Genomic DNA, 19,170 nt, shown 5'->3' on the forward strand with positions numbered 1-19,170 from the left:
CTTTTTTTATTTCTACTTTATTATCTATTCTTTAGCACCTTTTTAATTTCCTCAAATGCTTCACGGGGGTCATAAATATCATCCCTTATATTGACGCCCTTTCTTTTTAGCCTCACCAGGACCTCTGTTACATAAGGGAGCATGGCGAGTGTCTCCTCCTTTTCAGAAAGCCTGGAGAGTATTTTCCGGGCCGGCCCATCATCCCTTATCAATCCCTTATCGATAAAGATTATTCTCTTGGCCATATGGAGGAGATCTTCTATATCATGGGAAATAATAATGACGGTTTTACCCTGATCAGAAAGATTTTTTATTTCATTAAGGAGCCTGGTTTTTCCCACCGGATCAAGCCCTGAAGTAGGTTCATCCAATATGAGAACAGAAGGCTCCATGGCGAGAACCGAGGCAATGGCCACACGTCTTCGCTCACCATCGCTGAGTTCACTTTGTCTCTCCTTTCTGATGAAGTCAGGGTCCAGACCGGCGCCCTTACATGCCTTTTCGTATCGGTCTTCAACCGCTGACGAAGAAAGCTCCATAATTTCTCTTAATGGGTAGGTTATATCATTAAAAACCGTATCACAGAAGAGCTGATGTTCAGGAAACTGGAAAAGAAGCCCTGTTTTGCCCGGCCCCGGTCCCGGTGTGATAATATTCCCCGAAGTCGGCTCGATAAGACCTGCCATTATCATGGCGAGCGTTGTTTTACCCGATCCCGGCGAACCCATTATGCCAAGTGTCTCACCATTGCTTATGGCAAGGGTTACCCTGCTTAGAACCTTCTTTTCTATAGGTGTGCCTGCATTGTATATGTGGCTGACCTCTTTTAAAGATATCATCTCCTGTCAGGAGGCCTCCCTCTTCCACAAAATGTCATTGATTTCAGTGAGGAGCTCGCTAAAGCCCAACCTTTCATGAGCAGAAACAGGTATACCTTTAATCTGCATTAACGATGCTGCCAGCGCTTCCGCCGGAAGGGCATCGATCTTGTTAAGGACAATGCATCGTGGTATATTAGCTGCGCCCACTTCATGCAATATATTCTCTACGGAACGGATATGGTCCTCCATCTCTGCATCAGCAATATCGACAACATGAAGAAGAAGCGCCGAATCCAAAAGTTCGTCCAGTGTTGACTTGAATGCATCGACCAGGTCCTGCGGGAGGTCCCTGATGAAACCGACGGTATCACTGAAAATAATCTCCTTTCCCTCACCGAGCCAGAATTTTCTCGTTGTCGTATCAAGTGTTGCAAATAAACGGTCTTCCTCTAAAACATGACTACCCGTGAGTGCATTAAAGAGGGTCGACTTTCCGGCATTGGTATAGCCCACAATGGAGATGAGCGGCATGCCGCTCCTTAATCTCCTTGTTTTTCTTACACCCCTTCCACGGCTCAAATGATGTAACTCTTTTTGCAGCGCATTTATTCTGTCGTCAATCCGCCTTCTGTCCACCTCCAGCTTTGTTTCACCGGGACCCCTTCCCCCGATTCCACCGGTAAGCCTCGATAATGCATCGTCCTTGGCCATAAGGCGGGGTTTTATATAACGAAGTTGTGCCAGTTCCACTTTAACCTTACCTTCCCGGCTGTGAGCCCGTTGAGCAAAAATGTCGAGAATGAGCTGGCTTCTGTCCATTACCTTAAGGTCTGTTATTTCCGTAATGGCTTTTACCTGGCCCGGTGAAAGGTCCTGGTCAAAGATGAGCAGGTCTGCGCCGTACTGAAGGCTCATAATAAGGAGGTCTTTTAATTTACCGGAACCCATTAAAAATCTGGGATTGATTTTCCTGGGATACTGGATAATTTCATCGAGTACTTCCGTTCCCGCCGATATGGCAAGCTCCCTCAGTTCCGACATGGAGGCCTCCGCTGAATGCCTGTTTTTATCGGTAACACTAATGAGTATGGCCCGGCCGCTTTTCCCCTTTTTCTCTTTCCTTTTAAGTGACTTTCCGATTTCACCTTCAAGCGAATCGATAAAATGATCAAAGGGGATATCAATATTCCAGGGAAATTGGGGTTTTAAAATCTCCCAGCGTTTTTCATCAGGATTTTCGGGAACAAGGTGGGCCATATAGGTAAGGCCGGGAAGACCCGAGTCTTTTACCTCAATGGCCAGCATCATATCGAGTTTGAGCAGCGCAAGGTCGGTAAGGTCATCTTCAGAGAGTGGCTCTCCTTTGAGGTGAGTGTGAATACATCTTATACCCCTAAGTCTGCCAGGGCCTGTCCTGTACCTGCTCAGGTCGGGAATAAGAATTTCCTGCTGGCTTCCCGCCATAACGGTAATGATTTCACCTTTTCTGCTTGCAAGAATTCCAACCTGACGACCTGTATCACGGGATATTTCCGTTAAATACCTTGCCAGCTCCGGAGTAAGTACGGACGTTGAAGGTATTTTTCGCCTGTAAATATTTTCCAGCCGCTTTAACTGTTCTGCCTTAAGGCCTGCTGTATGACCTATGACTTTTTTTATGTGACGTTCCTCCGCTTTTTGATACTTTTTGATAGATTTTACAGAGCGCTGCCTAAATAATCAAGGAACTCCTTCAGGAATTCCTTCCTCTCATTCATCATTTGTGTTAATAATTTAGAAACCTTAAGAGAAACTTTATGATGGAAAATTTTATTGTTGCTGCTATTCAAATGACCTCTGTAAATGACAGAGATGAAAACCTTAATAAGGCAAATATACTTTTATCAGAAGGTATAGAGAGGGGGGCTTCTCTTCTGGCTTTGCCGGAAAATTTTTCCTTTATGGGAAAAGAGGAAGAAAAGACAAGGGTCGTGGAAGACCTGGAAAGTGGCATTTCCCTTAGGTTCCTAAAGGAATTTGCCTTTAAAAAGGGGGTCTGGATAATGGGTGGCTCTATTCCCGTCAAAGCAGATAGCGGTAAGATGTATAATACATCCCTGCTCATTAACGACAACGGCGATATTGCGGCCAGGTATGACAAAATTCACCTTTTTGATGTAGATATTGCAGGGGGTGAAAGCCATCGCGAGTCAAAACTGGTTGAACCGGGCAAAGAGCCTGTTACTGTTGATACACCCCTTGGCAGGCTCGGATTGTCCATCTGCTATGATCTTCGCTTTCCTGAACTCTACCGCAGTTTGACTCAAGAAGGAGCAAAGATCATATTTTCGCCCGCTGCTTTTACGGTGGAAACAGGCCTTGCCCACTGGGAAATTCTAATACGCGCCCGTGCCATTGAAAACCAGGTTTACATGATTGCGCCGGCCCAGTACGGCACGCATAGCTCAACACGGCGCACATTCGGTCATGCTATGATTGTCGATCCCTGGGGCAAGGTGCTTGCTAAAGCGGCGGACAGGGAAACGGTTATTACCGCTGAGATCGATTTTTCTTACCAGGACGAGGTAAGACAAGGCCTGCCCTGCCTACGGCACAGACGTTTCTGACTGTGGGGCGGTGATAGAGAGATAAGCAGGCCAGGGAAACCTCTTTTTTATTTAACAGGCCTCTTTTTTGTTTGTCAGGTGAAACTCTGCTATTATTAATATAAACCGCTGTTTATCGCAGAGTCCGCTTAACAATCGAATGAAGAGTAAGGGTCAAATGGATAGGGGAAACATTTCAGCCCTGATAATGGCGTTAATTCTTGTTTTTATAAACCTCTCTGGTTGTGCGTCCGTTATCCCACGTGAGTTAAAGAAAGATCTTGATCTTGACATTACTTTCGAGGATGTGATCGCAAGGGGAGATTCCCTTTCAGGGGAGAAAATACTCTGGGGTGGTGTTATAGCCACATCAAAAAATGAAGTCGGCAAAACAGTAATAGAAGTCGTCCAGGTTCCTCTCGGTTCCTCCGACAGGCCGGGGAATATTGATTTATCGAAGGGACGCTTTATTGTCGAACATAAAGGCTACCTGGAAACCGCCATTTATTCTGAAGGCAGAGAGATTACCGTAGCCGGTAAAATAAGAGGGACCCGGCCTGGCAAAGTCGGTCAGATGAACTATAGTTTCCCCCTAGTTGAAAGCATAAAAATCCATCTCTGGGAAAAGAAGGTCGAAGAGGTTTATCCCTACTACGATCCCTTTTATGATCCATTCTATCCCTGGTGCCGCCCATATTCACCTTTTTATCCTTATCCTTATCTGCCCCACCGGCACCCGCCTGAAAAGTAGGTGCAGTGAAGTTAGGAGTAATGCTTATTTGCGAACAGGGTAGCTCTCCCGGATCCTGTTCCTTGAATTAAAATTGCCGATTTTCCCTGGATGATGAGATAGAAATAACAAGATGAAACCACTGGAACTGGCTTATCAATATATGGATTATTTTTATGGCGAAGGACCGATAGATGCCATGAAGGATTTATTGACTGAACCCTTTACATTCAAAGGACCATTCTACGAGTTCGATGGGGCAGAGGCCTACATCGCTTCCCTCAAGGCAGACCCGCCGAAAGATATGGACTATGATATCATGCAAGCCTACGAAAATGAGACTTCCGCCTGTCTTGTTTATCAATTTTCAAAAGAGGGTGTATCAACAGCCATGTCTCAAACATTTGAAGTTACTAATGGGAAAATATCCCGGATTTTGCTTGTCTTTGATTCAGGAGCCTTTGGTTAATATGAACAATAGCAAAGCTGCTCCTTCACCTCCCTCTTGGCCTGACCCTATGACTCTGACCCGCCAAATCGGCAGATTCTGCAAAAAAAAGTGAAATTTTCTTTAAAAACCCAAAGATTATAAGCCTGGAGTCTGAAAATATCCCGCCGAAACTGTTACCCAAAGCAAAGAAGGTCGCACAAATGGCAGCAAGCCAATTTCTTTCAAAAAGGCCTGTCTATAGGCTCAGCGATGAGAATACTAAGCACCAGCCGGGGAAGGCTGTATTGAAGTTGGTAAAAGTGGAAAATAACCCGTTATTAGTTGAGTTAAGTGTATTGTAAGCCTAATATTTGCGTTCAGCCGACCCGCCTCTGCGGCGGTCGGCTGATGCCATGCGTTGATTTGCAGCGTTAGGCAATTCTCTAACTGCGACGACGGCTTGCAAATCCTGTAACTCCAGGCGCTATTAAAATTACGCCGGTTAATAATTGAATAGCGGAATTAGTAACAATCGGAACTATTCCCTCAGGAGTAATCATTAATCCGCCTATAATAATTACAAATGCCCAGGTTAGTGGTCCTCTAATAAAATTCATTTTTCATCTCCTATTCAAAAAAAGCAAAAAAAGCCGAAAGATTTTCTGAAAAAAAGCAAAAAAAGCCGAGTATTTTATTTTTTGATAGGCTATGGTAATTATAAAAACGGATGAACCTGTATTTTTTTAAAAAAATCTTTATGGAAAGGAGGGGCGGATGTTTAAAGAAAGGATCAATAATTTTGGGGTGCATAAAGTGAAGATTTTTATTTAAAGATAAATTGTGAAGGATGAAAGAAAAGGAGAAATGGAAGGTGAAAAGAGTAAAAACAGAACCGCTTTTTTCTTCTAAACAGCTGCAAGTATGGAGAAGCAATTTGTCAAAACCTTCAGGTGGAGACAAAGCATTTTTTTAAATATAACTTAAAATGGGAGGTATAAAATGAAAAAAATATTTATTTCAATATGGGTGGTTATTACTTTATTGCTGATGACTATCGGCGTCGGCCTGGCGGACATCAATGAGGGACTGGTAGCGTACTATCCCTTCAATGGCGATGCAAATGATGAAAGTGGCAATGGTCATCACGGGAGTCTAAAGGGCCCTTCTTTAACTTACGACAGGTTTGGAAATGTGAACGGCGCCTATAGTTTTGATGGAATAAATGACATGATAATCGTTCCTGATAAGGGTGATTTTAACACAGGAGGGGAACTGACCATTGCCCTGTGGATCAATTTCCTTTCCGAGCCGCCTTGCACGCCGACAAGTTTTGTAAGCAAGTCGGCCTGGATGGTAGGAAGCAACAGCGGTTATATATTCCCCTACGTTGGATATTCAGCCTGCGGTGACTTTGGGCTCATTACGTATACAAATTACTGGAATTTTAAGCGGTCATTTTCTTATTACAGTATTCCTGACCCCTATAGCTGGCACTTTTATGCGGCAACCTATAAAAGTGGTGAGAGAAAAGTCTATCTCGATGGAGAATTGGTCGCAATCGATTCCCAGAATGCTAACTACCCGATAAGATCCAATTCAAACAATCTTGCTATCGGCAATCAGCCCGGAACACAGGAGTGGGCACATGCCGAGATGGATGATATCCGCATTTACAACCGGGCCCTTTCCGATGCTGAAATCCAGGAGTTGTTTAATCAAAAACCTGAAGTAATCGAAGCCGACCTTCAAATTGAGCCGGGCACATTAAATTTGAAGAGCAACGGTAACTGGATAACCGTTTATATAGAATTGCCGGATGCATATTATGCCGAGAACATTAATGTGAGTTCAGTTGCCTTGAGTAAAATCAATGGAAGCATGTCCGGTTCTCCCTTATATGCCGTCGGCCCTTCGGAAATTGGAGATTATGACGGTAATAATATTTCCGACCTGATGGTCAAAATTGATAGGCAGCGTTTGATTGAGTTACTGGGAAAAGGTAATGCAGAGCTTACTTTGTCCGGCGAACTGATAGATGGCGCCCCCTTCGAAGGGAGCAGCCTGATTAAAGTTATCGATAAAGGGAGAAAATAAATGGCAGGGCGATAGCCGTCCTGGTATATTCAAGTGGGATTAACTAAAAAACGCCCCCTCGCTTTTTTTAAGCCTTGGGGCGTTTTTTTTTAGCCGAAATCAGGTAAAAAGGAGGTCCTTGTAGATGTGCCGGAGGGCTAAGCCAATGAGCTTACCCATCATGGACAAAATGGCTATAGGGATTTTTCCGCTGTAAAGACCTGGTAATTCCCTGAAAAAAAAGTATTTTTGCTTACCTGCCACCGGTGCCCTGGATCTTCATGGAGAACTTGTAGTGCATCAAATGTTTCCCACATTTCAACGGCAAAGGGCTCAAAGACTTTAAAAAAACAGCGGCCCGAAATTTTCAGAATCAATGACGTTGGTTTATGGTATTCGGCAAATATCAATTTTCCACCCGGTTTTAAAACTCTCATCGCTTCATTGAGGGATGTGACTTTTTTCTCATAAGGCAATTCATGAAAGAGAAAAAATATGATCACATAATCAAAAGACTCATCCTTGTGAGCCATAGCCAGGGCGTCTTCAAGCAGATATGAGCAATTATGGTGGACATTGCCGTACTTCAGTTTTCTCTTCGTATGCTTGATCTCATTGGCAATGAGATCAGAAATGATCACCTGTGTGGCGCCTTCCTGTATACATTTTTCCATTATTTTTTTAGATATATTTCCAAAAGCACATGAAGCCTGAAGAACAAGTTTGCCTTCCATTGATGGGTTTAGTCGCTGGAGAACAGTTTCTGCAAGTCGATGATAATTAAAAAAGAGGATTGTTGAAACGATGAAGGACCTGTCTGTTAGCCATATAAGGAAGCTGTTACTATAGACCCAGTAGATATGAAACGCTTTGTCATCATTAAATAATAGTTTCTTAATAATGAGAGACCCTCTGGTTACAAGAAAGAAATAAAGCACCACTAAAGAGATCAGTATTACCCCGATTTTAAAAACCAATAGCATAAATAGAGCCTGACTTTTTTATATTATCTCAGGCCCGATACGTCCTGAATTGGTGATGCCATGTTTCATCCTGACAATAAACTAAATATAGCAGGCAAGTGTATGTTTTTCAAAAAGCAGGAATTATAAGGGAGGACTATCATGCCCCCTCCTTTGCAGTATTAGGTTTTTACAGGTGAGATTAAGAAGACAGGATAAAGGGGGTATGTTTTTTATAAACCGGAAAGAGGGTCTTCCCTTATTCCTGCCAGGGCGGAATGGGCTTGGCGCTTTTGATTGAAACACCGGCTTCCTGATGGCACCCGGCACAGGTAGTCAGCAGGCGTCCGTAGATGACTGCCCGCTCATGGAGTCCTTTGGTCGCCTTCGCCGTCCGTCCCAGGTCCCGCAATTCAGCTTCGCGATTTAACAGGCTATTTTTAACGCCACTCCCTTCATTGCCAAATACCCTCGCTTCGGCCAATGCCGCCGCTCCGCGATACCAGGCCTCCTGAAAGGGTCCGGTGACGCCCTCCCACAATCGCTCTGTGGCCCATTGATGAGTGCGCATTTCCCTTTCTACTCCACCTTTCTCATCCGGTGGTGACGGCCAATAATAGAAAGTGCCTACACCGAGAGCGGCATGGCAGGCGCCACAAGCTTCGGCAACTGCACCCATGACGGGGCCTGCCTTTTCCAAACTTGAGATGCCCGCAGCACTACGGGCGGCTTTGCGCAAGCGCGCATGGTGGGGACGCCAACTCTCCGGTGCGGCCGGTGGAAGTGTTTGTGTCTCTATTTGGCTTAGCCGTCTGCGCAACGCTTCCAGGTTTCCCTGAATAAGCGCATCGTGACTCAGGATTGCAGAGTCATAGTGTTTTTCCATAACGGCTATCATCTCCACTTCCGTCGGCATTTTTTGGGTATCCGGCTTAGGCTGGGCAATTGCATTTCCCCATTCGTTATGGCTGAGAAGTACCATGGTGAGAGTTATTAGAAGGAAAATAACGATACTTTGCAAAAACAATGCAGAACCTGTTTTACCTTTAATCCCTTTCCTGCTGATTCTGTGCATTTATTTTCCCTCCTCCATTTTTTGCAACAACTGCCCGCCATCGAAGTGACAGGCAGGTTTTTAACTTGCCCTTTATAATAATAGCTAGCACAAGAAGGAAGTAATTGCAAACATCTCATCGGTGACAGCCCTGATGGCTTTATTTCCAGGCTGCTGCGCAAATCGATGCAGGGTAAGGCCTGGCAGGGAGAGACATAATGGCGCATTGAGTTGAGCAACTGTGCTTAAAAGAAAAAGGTCTGAAAAAGATGGCCGAATTCGGTCTAAAGGCACTTATGGGGAGGGTGAAAAGGGGTTCCTGCCTATGGCACAGGCTGCATCACTAATCCTTTAGAACAGCTATAGCTTCATCTGAAGGGCAAGCCACATAAACAACACCTGTCTTTTTGTTAGCTGCCAGCGCTACCGGTCTGTTACAAACATCCATTTTGCCGACAATGCTTCCCGCTCCATTTGGATCGACAACAGTCACTGTATTATTGGCTGTAATGGCATAAAGATAAGCATTAGCGGGATTGTAGGTAAGACCGAGCCCTCCGAAATTACCGTAGTCAAGGTCTATCATTTTTTCTATTTCAAGGTTTTCGCCATTAATTACAAAAAGCTTCCCTGTTCCGGCGACAAAAACAGACTCATTACTACTCGCAGGCGTGGAAAGGGCATTTATTTCAAGCTTTTTAACCACTTCACCCTTTTCAGCATCAATAACAAGAAAACCCTTTTTTCCCGAAGAGAGATAAATTCGCTTATTCCCGGCCATATGCATATAGGGAGAAGCCATAAGTCCGTGATTAATGACTGAATCTGCCTGACTGTCTTTATACTTGTGAATATCGCCGCTCCAGTCAGGGAGATATAAAAAGTCGCCATCTGAAGCAAGATCAGGAATAAATCGATCAATCCTGATCTCTCCCGTTAATTCCAAAGTTGAGCCATTGAAGATTAAAACTTCGCCCCCACCGGTGGAAGCAAGGAGCTGGCCAAGGGATGAATCGTACAAAATCGCATTCGTTCCTACATTGCGGTTGATTCTCTTTCCCAGCTCAATGGTCTTTACAACTTTCAGCTTCTTTTCATCGATAACAGAGATTGTTTTATTAAAATAATTGAGGGAAAACAACCTGCCGCCCTTTTCGTCAAGGGCCAGGGCGATGGGTTCACCTTCGACAGGGATAGTTTCAAGTGCCATAGCAGTCGTCACCAGCAAGGGAGCGCAAATAAGCAGAAAGATAAGAATGGCGAAGATTTTTAACTGCAACACAGGGCAAAAAGTGTGCCTGTAAAAAAGGTCTTTTACTCCCTTCGACAAGCTCTGGGCGACATATTTTTTTATTGATAACATGGATTTTATTTGTCGTGGTGAGCCTGTCGAACCATTGAATGTGGCTTTTTCGGCAGGCCATTACTCCTTATTACACAACTACCTCTAGTAGCGGCCCGACGCATAGGGGTAGTTGGCTCTCATCCCTTCCTGCCCGCCATGGCCCTGATCACAGGTGCTTATACCATCGCCATTATTTGCCGTCCAGCAGAGGACACCGACCTTAGTCGTTGCCCTCGTCACACCGGTCCAGGCCGCGCCATTAAGGAGCCTGCGGCCGCGGTAGCTGCTTCCGTTCGCACCAAGGCCCAGGTTAGAACCGTGAATCCCTCCAAGTGCACGGAAGTTGGTCCCTGCCGACTTGGTGGCTCTCGCATCCCCTCCATGACAATACATGCACATAATGCCGTAGGTATTGGTATATGAACCTCCCCAGCCACCGCCATTATCAGAGTCTTTTGCCGATCCCCAGCCTGTATCATCAGGCAAATGGGGCAGTCTCGACATATATTTCCAGCCGAAATTAGTAAAGCCCGTACCGGTAGGCGCAGAGTCCCCGCCAGGATCGCGGTCCTCATAACCGTAAACATCGGCACGGTGGCAGTTGAGGCACATATAATTGACCATAGCACCGCTGGCGCCGGTCCATGTTGTGTTGCCGTCGGGGTAACCCACGGTCTGCACAAGTGTGGCATCTGTCGTTGATGTCGTTGAATTGAGGCCGCCATAGAACCAGGGGAAGGTTTGCGCCTCCAGCGTCCTTAATATCCACTGGGAGGAGGACCCGTGCGGGCCGGACGGCCCTTCGGGATCATCACCGTCATGGCAATCGGCGCAGCCCATCTTGCTCCAGGGACCGTAGGGAGGAACAAAGGTATTGCCGAGTCCAGCGGAAATAGCATAGGAGCCACTATAACTTGACGTCGGCGTGGGGCTCAGGGTGAGCGTTACCGATGTCGTTCCCGCCTCACTTGCTCCACCGCTTATACCGCTTATCTGGAACCACCCCGAAGTGGCAAACATGGGTGGACAGGGTGCGGTGGCGGAACACTTCCCTACATTGGGCATAACATTAGTATTGGAATTTGTATAAAGCGTCCCTGCATAAAGATACCAGCCGTTAAGAACGGTTGACGGTATTCCATTGTTAAGGCCCGTAATGGTAGCCGTAGGTGAACCGTTGCTTATCGTAATGGTTCCTCTCGTAAATCTCGGCCAGGGGGTGGCCCCTCTTCCTGAATAATTTGCGCCGTTGTTATAAATACTGCATTTTCTGACAGCAAACTGCGACCCACCGGGAGGCGTTGAACCAAAGTTGGGGTCAACGTAAATTCGAGTAGAGGTATGATACTCAATAGCCCTGATCTGGCCTGTTAAAGTGCCGCTCGTTATTTCAACACAATACCCTGTGTATTGCCCGGCCGACCATGAATTGTTGTAGCCTATGTAACTTTGATGATTGCTACCTGAAGTATAGGGTCCCACGCCATCGGTGGAACTGCCGATATTTAAAATAGGCTGGTTGTTTCCTTTATCAACAACAGGATGATGACCCAGGTTGTCGGGATTGAATTCCTTGGCAATATTGCTGGTCTCGTTCTCTTCAAAGTCAAGAACGGCAGCAGCAGGGGTATCAGGAATGGTAAAAGGCGTTCCGCCAAGGCCCCAGCCATAGTCGGAATGGCATTTGAAACAGAGCTGATAAATTTTGTCTGTTCCGCCCGTCAGGCTCGTTACTTTACTGAATATGGGATTGGTATAATTGCCTAGCGTCGGCGCATAGGCGTAATCAGCCGAAATACCCCAGGCACCGCTATTGGGATTCCAGAGGTTATTGCCCCGCTCGGGGTGACCGTAAGGCTGCAGGACATAATAGGAATCACTTGCAGGAATGGAAGAAACACCATCAAATGCAGCCCCCACATTCAGGGTAGTCGCTGAATTTGACAGGATAAGCCTGTCCTGACCCAACCCTGTTCCGTTCTGGATTCTCAAAATGTATCCCCGCCACTGATCCTGGGCCCATGTTTTATCATTATCCGTCAGTGAAGTCAGAGTTCCCGATTCAGCCGTTCCGTAGTCATCACCGGGTTTACGGTTGGCATGAGGATTATGGCAGTCCTGGCAACCGGTGTGAAGACCATCGGTAACGGACGTCATATTGAACCAGCCCTTAGCCGTGGCCGTGGCCGGTGCATTAACGACCTCATCGGAACGGTGCTTTGCAAAGTACCTGTATATACGGTGACGATAAGGATTTCCGGCGCCCACATAATAGCGGCTGTTGCTGCCCGGAGTAGACGTCCAATCAGGCGTTACCACCATCTGCGTCGCCGTATTGGAAACAACGCTTCTGGCAACCTCCGTCTGGCCGCCACCACCCCAGACACCCTTGCGGCTCTTTCTGCTCCACCTTCTTCTGCCACTTCCGGCGACTATTTTGATGGGCATGCCTGCCCACTGGTCTACATCCCAGTTTCTGGTCGTATCATTCAATGTATTAACGGTGTTGCCACCGGTACTGCGCCCTTCCTGACCGTAGCCGACAAACATCCCCTCCATCTGTACCGTCTTGGCACTTTCAAAGGTCTGTACACCATAGTAGTCGGTATTATTGGCTGCATTAGGATTGGTCGTTTCACTGTGACAGCGGAAACAGAGCTCCTCTTCGGCAGGGTCACCGATTGAATACTCGCTGGTTGAATCGGGTGTTGTACCCCATGCAGGACTGACAGTGACCCCTGTGGCCGTATTACTCACGATCTCTCTTACTTCTCCAAGCCCTGTGCCACCGGTAATCCTGATGGGACGATTCTGCCAGAAATTGCTTATCCAGGCCTTGCCTGTATCATTGAGGGTGGTACCTGTATTACCTCCCGTCGATTTGCCGATTTCCGAATCCCTGGAGAGGCCAATAATATAGATACTGGTAGCATCCGGTTGCGTAAGCCAGATGGGGGCCACATAGAGGGTATCGTTTGTATTCCTTCTGATATTATTCACCTGCCCTGTCCCTGTTCCCTGGAGAATATAAATCCGCTCATATTGCCAAACATTGTCATCCCACATTTTCGTTGTATCAGTAATACTTGATACCGATGCAAAGGCGACAGTTCCCGTATTATTATTATTGGGCATACTCCCCTGGTATTTGGCTACGTTACCAAAGTGGAGGCCAAAGCGGTAGGTGGAGTTCTGTTTTTTCTTTGGCAGGTTGTCTACGTGGCATTTGGAGCAGTTAGCGTTAAAGGTTGATCCGTCAGAAGTGAATGTGGCAGGTACAGTAAAATTATGAGGGCTCCCTTCAAACTGTGCCTTCCGTATGGGCATGGTATTGGTCGTGCTGTCTGGCCTGTCGTAACTCTTGCTCTGGGAAGTCCTGTGACAAGATAGACAGATGCCACCGTAAGTCTCACTCTGTACGAAATCCGTGTTCTGACCCGATGTGGCCCCTGGCGTTACCGATATGCTCGGCCTCAGGTTATAGGCCCTACCGGGACTCTGGGAGTTGATATCAGGACGGAAGATATTGTGGTCCACATGACACATGAGGCAGCGCCTGTTTTCATCGGATTGACCTCCCATGAGGTTGGGCTGGGCCTTGACGGGATACTTGCTGGCTGAAGCCAGTTCCGTTACGTTGGCATTATTGAGATAATGATGATAACCGCCGGAAGTACCGTTCATGATGAAGAAGAAATCACTATGGCATCCTGAACAAGGAAGGTCCCCTTTCGATTCACCGGGCAAGAAACCTTCCGTATGGAGGTGGCACAAAGTACATTCAAGGCCTGCATTATGTTTTACACCGTCTATGTCTTCTTCAGAGGTATAATTTCTCCATCGTGGCGTGTCGTCATAATTACTGGTCCTCGTGTGACAAACCTGGCAGGGTCCCCTCCTTTCATTACCCGAACCGGAAACAAAGCCATACACCGATTCACCGGACATATTCCTGAAATCCACTTTTTTCCGGTAAGCAAAGGTCTGGTTTGCGCCCGTATAAACCTTGAAGGAAGAAGCAAGGAGAAAGATATTTTTCGTATTGTGCGGTGTATGACAGTCACGACAGACACGTTCCCAGTTGCCGTACTTGGTCGATTCTACATCGGCAGAGGAATGGGCCTTCAATGCATGGCATGACATACATATGGTGTTGTCATTATCACGGACAAGGAGCTTGCCGTCTCCGGCAAAGCCGCTGTAGTTGTTGAGGGGCGCAATTCTCACAGTGATATCAACTTTCCTCGAAGTACCCACATTATTGGCCTTATCAGTGGCCTGGATCTGGATGGTGTAGTCTCCTGAACCGGCACCGGGCTCGAAGCCGTAAGTCCTGAAAACGGTTGATAGCGTATCGGAAGGTCCCCAGGAAGAGAGAAAAGAGGTAATATCAATACTACCGTTGCTGCCCCCTTTCCACCAGTTAAGAACAAAGCTGTTAGCGCCGATTGTTTTTATTTCATCTGCCTTGTCCCAGGCACGGAAAGTAATTTTAACGGGATAGGATGAAAGACCATCCGTATTGATCGTCATGCCGTCAGCGGGAGAAAGTATGCTTACCGTAGGGGGGACCGTATCGGCGCTAACCGTAGTCACAAGAATGAGGGTGCAAAGGTATATTGCCCCCAAATGTTGAGAGAATTTTCGCAAAATTTACCTATCCACAATAAATTAAATAAATAAAAACAACTTATAGGAACATTCAACAATAGGGGGGAAGGGAGAAATATCAATAGGAGATGGGCAAATCACCCCACAAACCGTTCACTATAGAAAAGCAGCAAAGCTAACTTACAATAGCATTGCAACGAAAATGCCAAAAAAGGACAAGAATATCTACTTAAACTTTACTAATTTGGTAGAGTTTATTAAAATTTAATAATTTATGAAAATATAGCAGTTTATATAATTCTGAAGGACAATATGAAGAGGAAGAGAGATTACCTATACTTAATCTTAAAACAAATAAAAGCACAATAAAACATATAGTTAAAGATTTTAAAAACCCTGTGACAAAACAGAGAAGCATAAAAACACACCATTTATTTTATATTATTAAAATTAAATTCTAATGGGCTTACCTAGCAGTATAAGACAAAATAAATTTTCATAATCATGAAAATATTGCCAAAACCAGAAATATTTCATGAATTAGCACTTTTTTCTTTATTTACAAGTCATATAACTGCATATACGTCAAATAACGACGCTCCTCCGCTATAAAAAAACTATTATTAAGAAATATTAAAAATGCAGAAATTTATTTACTCATAAGGATAATTGCGATATAAAATATTGAAATAAAAAGATGGGGATGTTCAATGGGTGAAAAAAAGAAGACAAAAAAAGCAAAGGCCCTGACCGGTGACGGTTGAGGGCTTTTTTTGTATTTTGAGATTATAGTCCAGTAGAAAAATATAAGATCAAAAGATAGTTTTAGACGGGATTAACGGGATTTACAGGATAAAGAATAAAAATATTTTGACACTGATTTGCACTGATTTATTACGATTTTTCAAAGGCTTATATCAAATAAAGGTTTATCAGTGATAATCATATCTTATCCATGCTTATCTGTGTCGAACCGGGATTTTCAGGTTTAAGGATTTTAAATCCTGTCAGAAAGATAAAAACTAAACTGCCAATCTCCCTAAAAACAGAAAGTATTCAGGATATATCCATTGAAGGTAAAAATTTGAGCACCAAAGAGATAAAAAACGATGACTATCGAGCATTCATTCAGGATGTCAAAGAACGCATTCAATCTGCGCAAATCAAGGCAGCCGTTGCCGTTAACCGGGAACTGCTGTATCTTTATTGGGATTTGGCCGAACGTATTGCTGTAAAGCAACAGGAGGCGGTCTGGGGAGACGGTTTTTTAGCTCAAATGAGCCGTGATCTACAAACCGAGTTTCCCAAAATGAAAGGATTTTCCAAACGGAATCTGGAATTAATGCGCCAATGGTATCGGTTTTGGTCGAATGAATCGTCAATTGCGAAACAGCTTGTTTCGCAAATTCCCTGGGGCCACAACCTCGTTATTATTAGCAAAATCAAAAACAGCAACGAAGCCCTTTTCTACCTCCAGGTCTGTAGCGTGAGCAATGACCACGAAAAACTGAAGATCAAAAGCTTATTTTAGACGGGATTTACAGGATCAACGGGATAAAGAGCAAAAAATATTTTGACACTGATTTAGTATGATTTTACAAAGGCTTATATCAAATAAATATTCATCAGAGATAATCATATCTTATTTGTGTCAAAGTAGGCTTTTCAGGTTTAAGGTTTTAAAACCCGCAACTTGCAACCTGTAACCTGCAACAGTCTTTAATAAAGACCTGTAGCGTGGGCATTGCCCAAGAAACGTATAATGTTCAAAGTGAATTTCAGGCAGGATTAACAGGATCTACGAGATAAAAACAAATGATTTAAAGATTTTAAAAATCCAGTCAATCCTGTAAATCCTGTCAAAAGAAAAAGAATTAAGAGAGCCAAAAAAGAATGAAGATTAAAAGAAAAAAGCCAAAAATAAAGAAAGTCTTATCAACCTGCGGCTGGTGCGATAAAAAGATTGGACATGATGAGAGAGTTTTTGGACTAGGTGCCCGAAAACAGCCCGGAGTCGATCTTTCAAAATATGAAGGCGGCATTATCCCGGTTACCATTACTTCAATCGGAAAAACAGTTTGGGCCATTGTTCCTACACCTGAATCAGATGCACGTAAAGAGGGTAAAGACTTTTTATTTACGGCATGTTCGGATGAGTGTGCCGGTAAGTTAAAAGATGCACTGGAAGAGGAGAAAAAAATCGGAGATATCTTTTATGGATGACCTGAACCATGTAGACCTGTAGCGTGGCCATTACCCACGAAAATATAAGAGCAAGAGATAATTTCAGACGGGATTAACAGGAATTAGGGGATAAAGAATAAATAAAAACATATTTTGACACGGATTCGCACTGATTAATTACGATCTTTCAAAGGCTTATATCAAATAAAGGTTTATCAGTGATAATCATATCTTATCTGTGTTTATCTGTGTCGAAAGAGAATTTTAAGGTTTTAAAACCTGCAACCTGTAACCTGCAACATTCTTTTAAAAAGGGGGAATAAAATGAAACTGCTAATCGCCGAAGACCACACAGCCCTACAAAAAACAATGGAAATGATGATGAAAGCCTGGGGCTTTGACTTTGACCTGGCCTCCAACGGGCAGGAGGCCGTCAATGAGGCAAAAAGGAACAAAGGGGCATATGACCTTTGCATTATGGATGTAGAGATGCCTATAATGGATGGCTGTGAGGCGACACGCATCATGCGACGCGACTTAAGCTACTTCCCCATCATGGCCTACTCAGGCAATCACAACTACCGCGAAGAATGCTTTCAATCCGGCGCTGATGATTTTGTAGAAAAACCCTGTTCTCCCCCGCTTCTTTTAGCTAAAATACGGGAACTGGCCGTAAAGACTTATCAATTTGTATTTAATGGAAAAGATTTATTATTAAAAAAGGAGATGCCGATGGATCAGCAGCATGCAAAGGAACTGATTGAACTGAAAAAGCAGGGGCTTGTTAAAATGCGACTCGACGGCCCGGCGGATCGGGAGATCATTGCCCACAAAAACACACCTAATAAAATTTCTCATGATTTCGTTGTTAAAAAACAACTCATGTCGGAATTCCTCAATCGTGATCCTGAAAAGCCAACTTTGTGCGACCTCTACAGAGGACATAAAAACTGTATCGTTGAAACCTTTATTGATGAAGAGGCTTATGCTGAAAGGTTAAAGGCAGAAGATGAAGATATGAATAAGCATACAGAGAAGGTTTTTAAGGGGGAAGAGGAATAGAGCTGTCGGATAGTATTCGAAATGGGGTGTTATCGGGAAACTGTACAAGTGCCGCATTATGTTCCTAAAACGAGGTGTGGATGAATAAATTCAAAAGAATGACAAATGACACCATTTGCATATTGAAACAAAATGGAGATATTGTTGAAAATGTTAAGGCAAGTGTTCAGAAAAACAAAATTTTCATTTTTCGTTCAGATGTATTGATAGAGATAGGTGACCATGTTCGTAGAAAAATGTCAAACGGGTCGGAAGAAACATTCAGAGTAATTGATCCTGGGTTCTATGAAAAGGTTGGCAATATTGATGCACATTATCAAATGGACGTTCAAAATGTTGGGATTAACGAAGTGAAAAATACAATTCAGCACAAGAATCTGGAATCAAAAAAAATTACAGATCTAACGTTGGAAGAAATAGACCAAGAAATTGATCGTATCGCTGGATTTGAAGCAAGTGGCGGTGGTTATGGCAGTCCTGATGCCAGGTTCGCAGATGAAAGACGTTTAAAGACCTTAATAAGTTTGAGAGAGCAAAAGATGAACACATCGTCACCAAAGCCATCCGTTGATGTGAATAGAGTTTTAAATGAAGTTTTTATTGTTCATGGACATGATGATGGTGCGACCAACCAAGTTGCAAGATTCATAGAAAAAATTGGACTAGTAGCAATAATATTGCATGAGCAAGCGAGTGAAAGCCGTACAATAATTGAAAAAATAGAAAAGTATTCGGATGTTGCATTTGGAATCATCCTTTATACTCCGTGTGATTTTGGTAAAGCAAAATTAGATAAAGATTTGAGACCGAGAGCCCGTCAGAACGTGGTTTTCGAACATGGTTATTTGATCGGTAAAATTGGGCGCAGTCGTGTATGTGCATTAGTTAAGGGTGATATTGAAGTACCCAATGACATAAGTGGAGTTGTGTACATCAAATTGGATAAAGATGGAGCGTGGAAGTATAAGGTGGCAAAGGAAATTAAAAGCGCTGGCTACGCTGTAGATCTAAACAAGTTGATGTGAAAACATAACGGAAAAATCGGGGACGGGTTCACATTAATGAAAGAGAGGGAATAAAAGGGGACGTCCCGAATGGCACTACGTGGACAGGGGCGGCCAAAGGGCTCTAAAAAAAATCTGTCCCCTTTATTTTATTCGAAAAGGGTATAAAGGGGTCGCGTCTAAACAGGTTGTCCGAGAATAGTTTGCCGTAATCTTTTAACAGCAAGTGCACCTTTTTGCCAAGCCTCTGTTTTCATGGATAAAAAATAGATACTGCCAAAACGTACTGCCGTTCCCTCGGCAATAGCT

The 19,170-nt window shown here is 44.3% G+C and carries 15 protein-coding genes; 8 read left to right on the forward strand and 7 right to left on the reverse strand.

What is annotated here, in order from left to right:
• Nucleotides 1-20: 20 nt before the first annotated feature.
• Both OEV42_10005 and hflX read right to left on the reverse strand, forming a co-directional pair.
• Complete coding sequence (locus tag OEV42_10005) at nucleotides 21-839, reverse strand: ATP-binding cassette domain-containing protein (GenBank protein MDH3974597.1); 819 nt, start codon at nucleotides 837-839, stop codon at nucleotides 21-23.
• Nucleotides 840-845: 6 nt separating this feature from the next.
• Nucleotides 846-2,285 (reverse strand): GTPase HflX, encoded by a 1,440-nt coding sequence (gene hflX / locus OEV42_10010; protein MDH3974598.1) that lies wholly within the window; start codon nucleotides 2,283-2,285, stop codon nucleotides 846-848.
• A gap of 335 nt (nucleotides 2,286-2,620) precedes the next feature.
• Between hflX and OEV42_10015 the strand changes: the two genes are divergently transcribed.
• From OEV42_10015 to OEV42_10025, 3 genes are all read left to right on the forward strand, one after another.
• Complete coding sequence (locus tag OEV42_10015; GenBank protein MDH3974599.1) at nucleotides 2,621-3,427, forward strand: carbon-nitrogen hydrolase family protein; 807 nt, start codon at nucleotides 2,621-2,623, stop codon at nucleotides 3,425-3,427.
• A gap of 157 nt (nucleotides 3,428-3,584) precedes the next feature.
• On the forward strand, nucleotides 3,585-4,157 hold the full coding sequence (locus tag OEV42_10020; GenBank protein MDH3974600.1) for a Slp family lipoprotein: 573 nt from the start codon (nucleotides 3,585-3,587) through the stop codon (nucleotides 4,155-4,157).
• Between the two features lie 112 nt (nucleotides 4,158-4,269).
• The gene (locus OEV42_10025; protein MDH3974601.1) at nucleotides 4,270-4,605 is read left to right on the forward strand and encodes a nuclear transport factor 2 family protein; all 336 of its coding nucleotides are present in this window, start codon (nucleotides 4,270-4,272) and stop codon (nucleotides 4,603-4,605) included.
• Between the two features lie 404 nt (nucleotides 4,606-5,009).
• Here the strand turns inward: OEV42_10025 and OEV42_10030 are convergent, their stop codons facing one another.
• The gene (locus tag OEV42_10030) at nucleotides 5,010-5,183 is read right to left on the reverse strand and encodes a hypothetical protein (protein MDH3974602.1); all 174 of its coding nucleotides are present in this window, start codon (nucleotides 5,181-5,183) and stop codon (nucleotides 5,010-5,012) included.
• A gap of 382 nt (nucleotides 5,184-5,565) precedes the next feature.
• Here OEV42_10030 and OEV42_10035 point away from each other — a divergent pair, with 382 nt between their 5' ends.
• Nucleotides 5,566-6,660 carry a LamG domain-containing protein gene (locus OEV42_10035; protein MDH3974603.1) on the forward strand — a complete coding sequence of 365 codons (1,095 nt, stop codon included), beginning with the start codon at nucleotides 5,566-5,568 and terminating at the stop codon, nucleotides 6,658-6,660.
• Nucleotides 6,661-6,833: 173 nt separating this feature from the next.
• Here the strand turns inward: OEV42_10035 and OEV42_10040 are convergent, their stop codons facing one another.
• The 4 genes from OEV42_10040 to OEV42_10055 all read right to left on the reverse strand — a co-directional run bounded on the left by OEV42_10040 (nucleotide 6,834) and on the right by OEV42_10055 (nucleotide 14,629).
• On the reverse strand, nucleotides 6,834-7,622 hold the full coding sequence (locus OEV42_10040; GenBank protein MDH3974604.1) for a class I SAM-dependent methyltransferase: 789 nt from the start codon (nucleotides 7,620-7,622) through the stop codon (nucleotides 6,834-6,836).
• A 238-nt stretch (nucleotides 7,623-7,860) separates the two neighbouring features.
• Nucleotides 7,861-8,676: a hypothetical protein gene (locus OEV42_10045; GenBank protein ID MDH3974605.1), complete on the reverse strand. Its 816-nt coding sequence runs from the start codon at nucleotides 8,674-8,676 to the stop codon at nucleotides 7,861-7,863.
• A gap of 322 nt (nucleotides 8,677-8,998) precedes the next feature.
• A complete protein-coding gene (locus tag OEV42_10050; GenBank protein ID MDH3974606.1) occupies nucleotides 8,999-10,018 on the reverse strand; it encodes a hypothetical protein in 1,020 nt (339 codons plus the stop codon).
• 84 nt (nucleotides 10,019-10,102) lie between these two features.
• On the reverse strand, nucleotides 10,103-14,629 hold the full coding sequence (locus OEV42_10055; GenBank protein ID MDH3974607.1) for a NapC/NirT family cytochrome c: 4,527 nt from the start codon (nucleotides 14,627-14,629) through the stop codon (nucleotides 10,103-10,105).
• 937 nt (nucleotides 14,630-15,566) lie between these two features.
• On the opposite strand from OEV42_10055, the gene OEV42_10060 reads away from it, so the two are divergent.
• From OEV42_10060 to OEV42_10075, 4 genes are all read left to right on the forward strand, one after another.
• Nucleotides 15,567-16,142, forward strand: a complete 576-nt coding sequence (locus OEV42_10060) for a DUF1016 N-terminal domain-containing protein (protein ID MDH3974608.1) — start codon at nucleotides 15,567-15,569, stop codon at nucleotides 16,140-16,142.
• Nucleotides 16,143-16,504: 362 nt separating this feature from the next.
• Nucleotides 16,505-16,834 carry a hypothetical protein gene (locus OEV42_10065; protein MDH3974609.1) on the forward strand — a complete coding sequence of 110 codons (330 nt, stop codon included), beginning with the start codon at nucleotides 16,505-16,507 and terminating at the stop codon, nucleotides 16,832-16,834.
• Nucleotides 16,835-17,119: 285 nt separating this feature from the next.
• On the forward strand, nucleotides 17,120-17,857 hold the full coding sequence (locus OEV42_10070; GenBank protein ID MDH3974610.1) for a response regulator: 738 nt from the start codon (nucleotides 17,120-17,122) through the stop codon (nucleotides 17,855-17,857).
• A gap of 80 nt (nucleotides 17,858-17,937) precedes the next feature.
• On the forward strand, nucleotides 17,938-18,882 hold the full coding sequence (locus OEV42_10075) for a nucleotide-binding protein (GenBank protein ID MDH3974611.1): 945 nt from the start codon (nucleotides 17,938-17,940) through the stop codon (nucleotides 18,880-18,882).
• Nucleotides 18,883-19,170 lie beyond the last annotated feature (288 nt).

Source organism: Deltaproteobacteria bacterium, assembly GCA_029860075.1.
Lineage (GTDB): Bacteria > Desulfobacterota > JADFVX01 > JADFVX01 > JADFVX01 > JAOUBX01.

What these genes read in the sequence shown, in the direction of transcription:
- OEV42_10005 (MDH3974597.1), bottom strand. Translation starts at nt 839, where the DNA reads ATGATATCTTTAAAAGAGGTCAGCCACATATACAATGCAGGCACACCT.
- hflX (MDH3974598.1), bottom strand. Translation starts at nt 2,285, where the DNA reads ATGGCGGGAAGCCAGCAGGAAATTCTTATTCCCGACCTGAGCAGGTAC.
- OEV42_10015 (MDH3974599.1), top strand. Translation starts at nt 2,621, where the DNA reads ATGGAAAATTTTATTGTTGCTGCTATTCAAATGACCTCTGTAAATGAC.
- OEV42_10020 (MDH3974600.1), top strand. Translation starts at nt 3,585, where the DNA reads ATGGATAGGGGAAACATTTCAGCCCTGATAATGGCGTTAATTCTTGTT.
- OEV42_10025 (MDH3974601.1), top strand. Translation starts at nt 4,270, where the DNA reads ATGAAACCACTGGAACTGGCTTATCAATATATGGATTATTTTTATGGC.
- OEV42_10030 (MDH3974602.1), bottom strand. Translation starts at nt 5,183, where the DNA reads ATGAATTTTATTAGAGGACCACTAACCTGGGCATTTGTAATTATTATA.
- OEV42_10035 (MDH3974603.1), top strand. Translation starts at nt 5,566, where the DNA reads ATGAAAAAAATATTTATTTCAATATGGGTGGTTATTACTTTATTGCTG.
- OEV42_10040 (MDH3974604.1), bottom strand. Translation starts at nt 7,622, where the DNA reads ATGCTATTGGTTTTTAAAATCGGGGTAATACTGATCTCTTTAGTGGTG.
- OEV42_10045 (MDH3974605.1), bottom strand. Translation starts at nt 8,676, where the DNA reads ATGCACAGAATCAGCAGGAAAGGGATTAAAGGTAAAACAGGTTCTGCA.
- OEV42_10050 (MDH3974606.1), bottom strand. Translation starts at nt 10,018, where the DNA reads ATGTTATCAATAAAAAAATATGTCGCCCAGAGCTTGTCGAAGGGAGTA.
- OEV42_10060 (MDH3974608.1), top strand. Translation starts at nt 15,567, where the DNA reads ATGCTTATCTGTGTCGAACCGGGATTTTCAGGTTTAAGGATTTTAAAT.
- OEV42_10065 (MDH3974609.1), top strand. Translation starts at nt 16,505, where the DNA reads ATGAAGATTAAAAGAAAAAAGCCAAAAATAAAGAAAGTCTTATCAACC.
- OEV42_10070 (MDH3974610.1), top strand. Translation starts at nt 17,120, where the DNA reads ATGAAACTGCTAATCGCCGAAGACCACACAGCCCTACAAAAAACAATG.
- OEV42_10075 (MDH3974611.1), top strand. Translation starts at nt 17,938, where the DNA reads ATGAATAAATTCAAAAGAATGACAAATGACACCATTTGCATATTGAAA.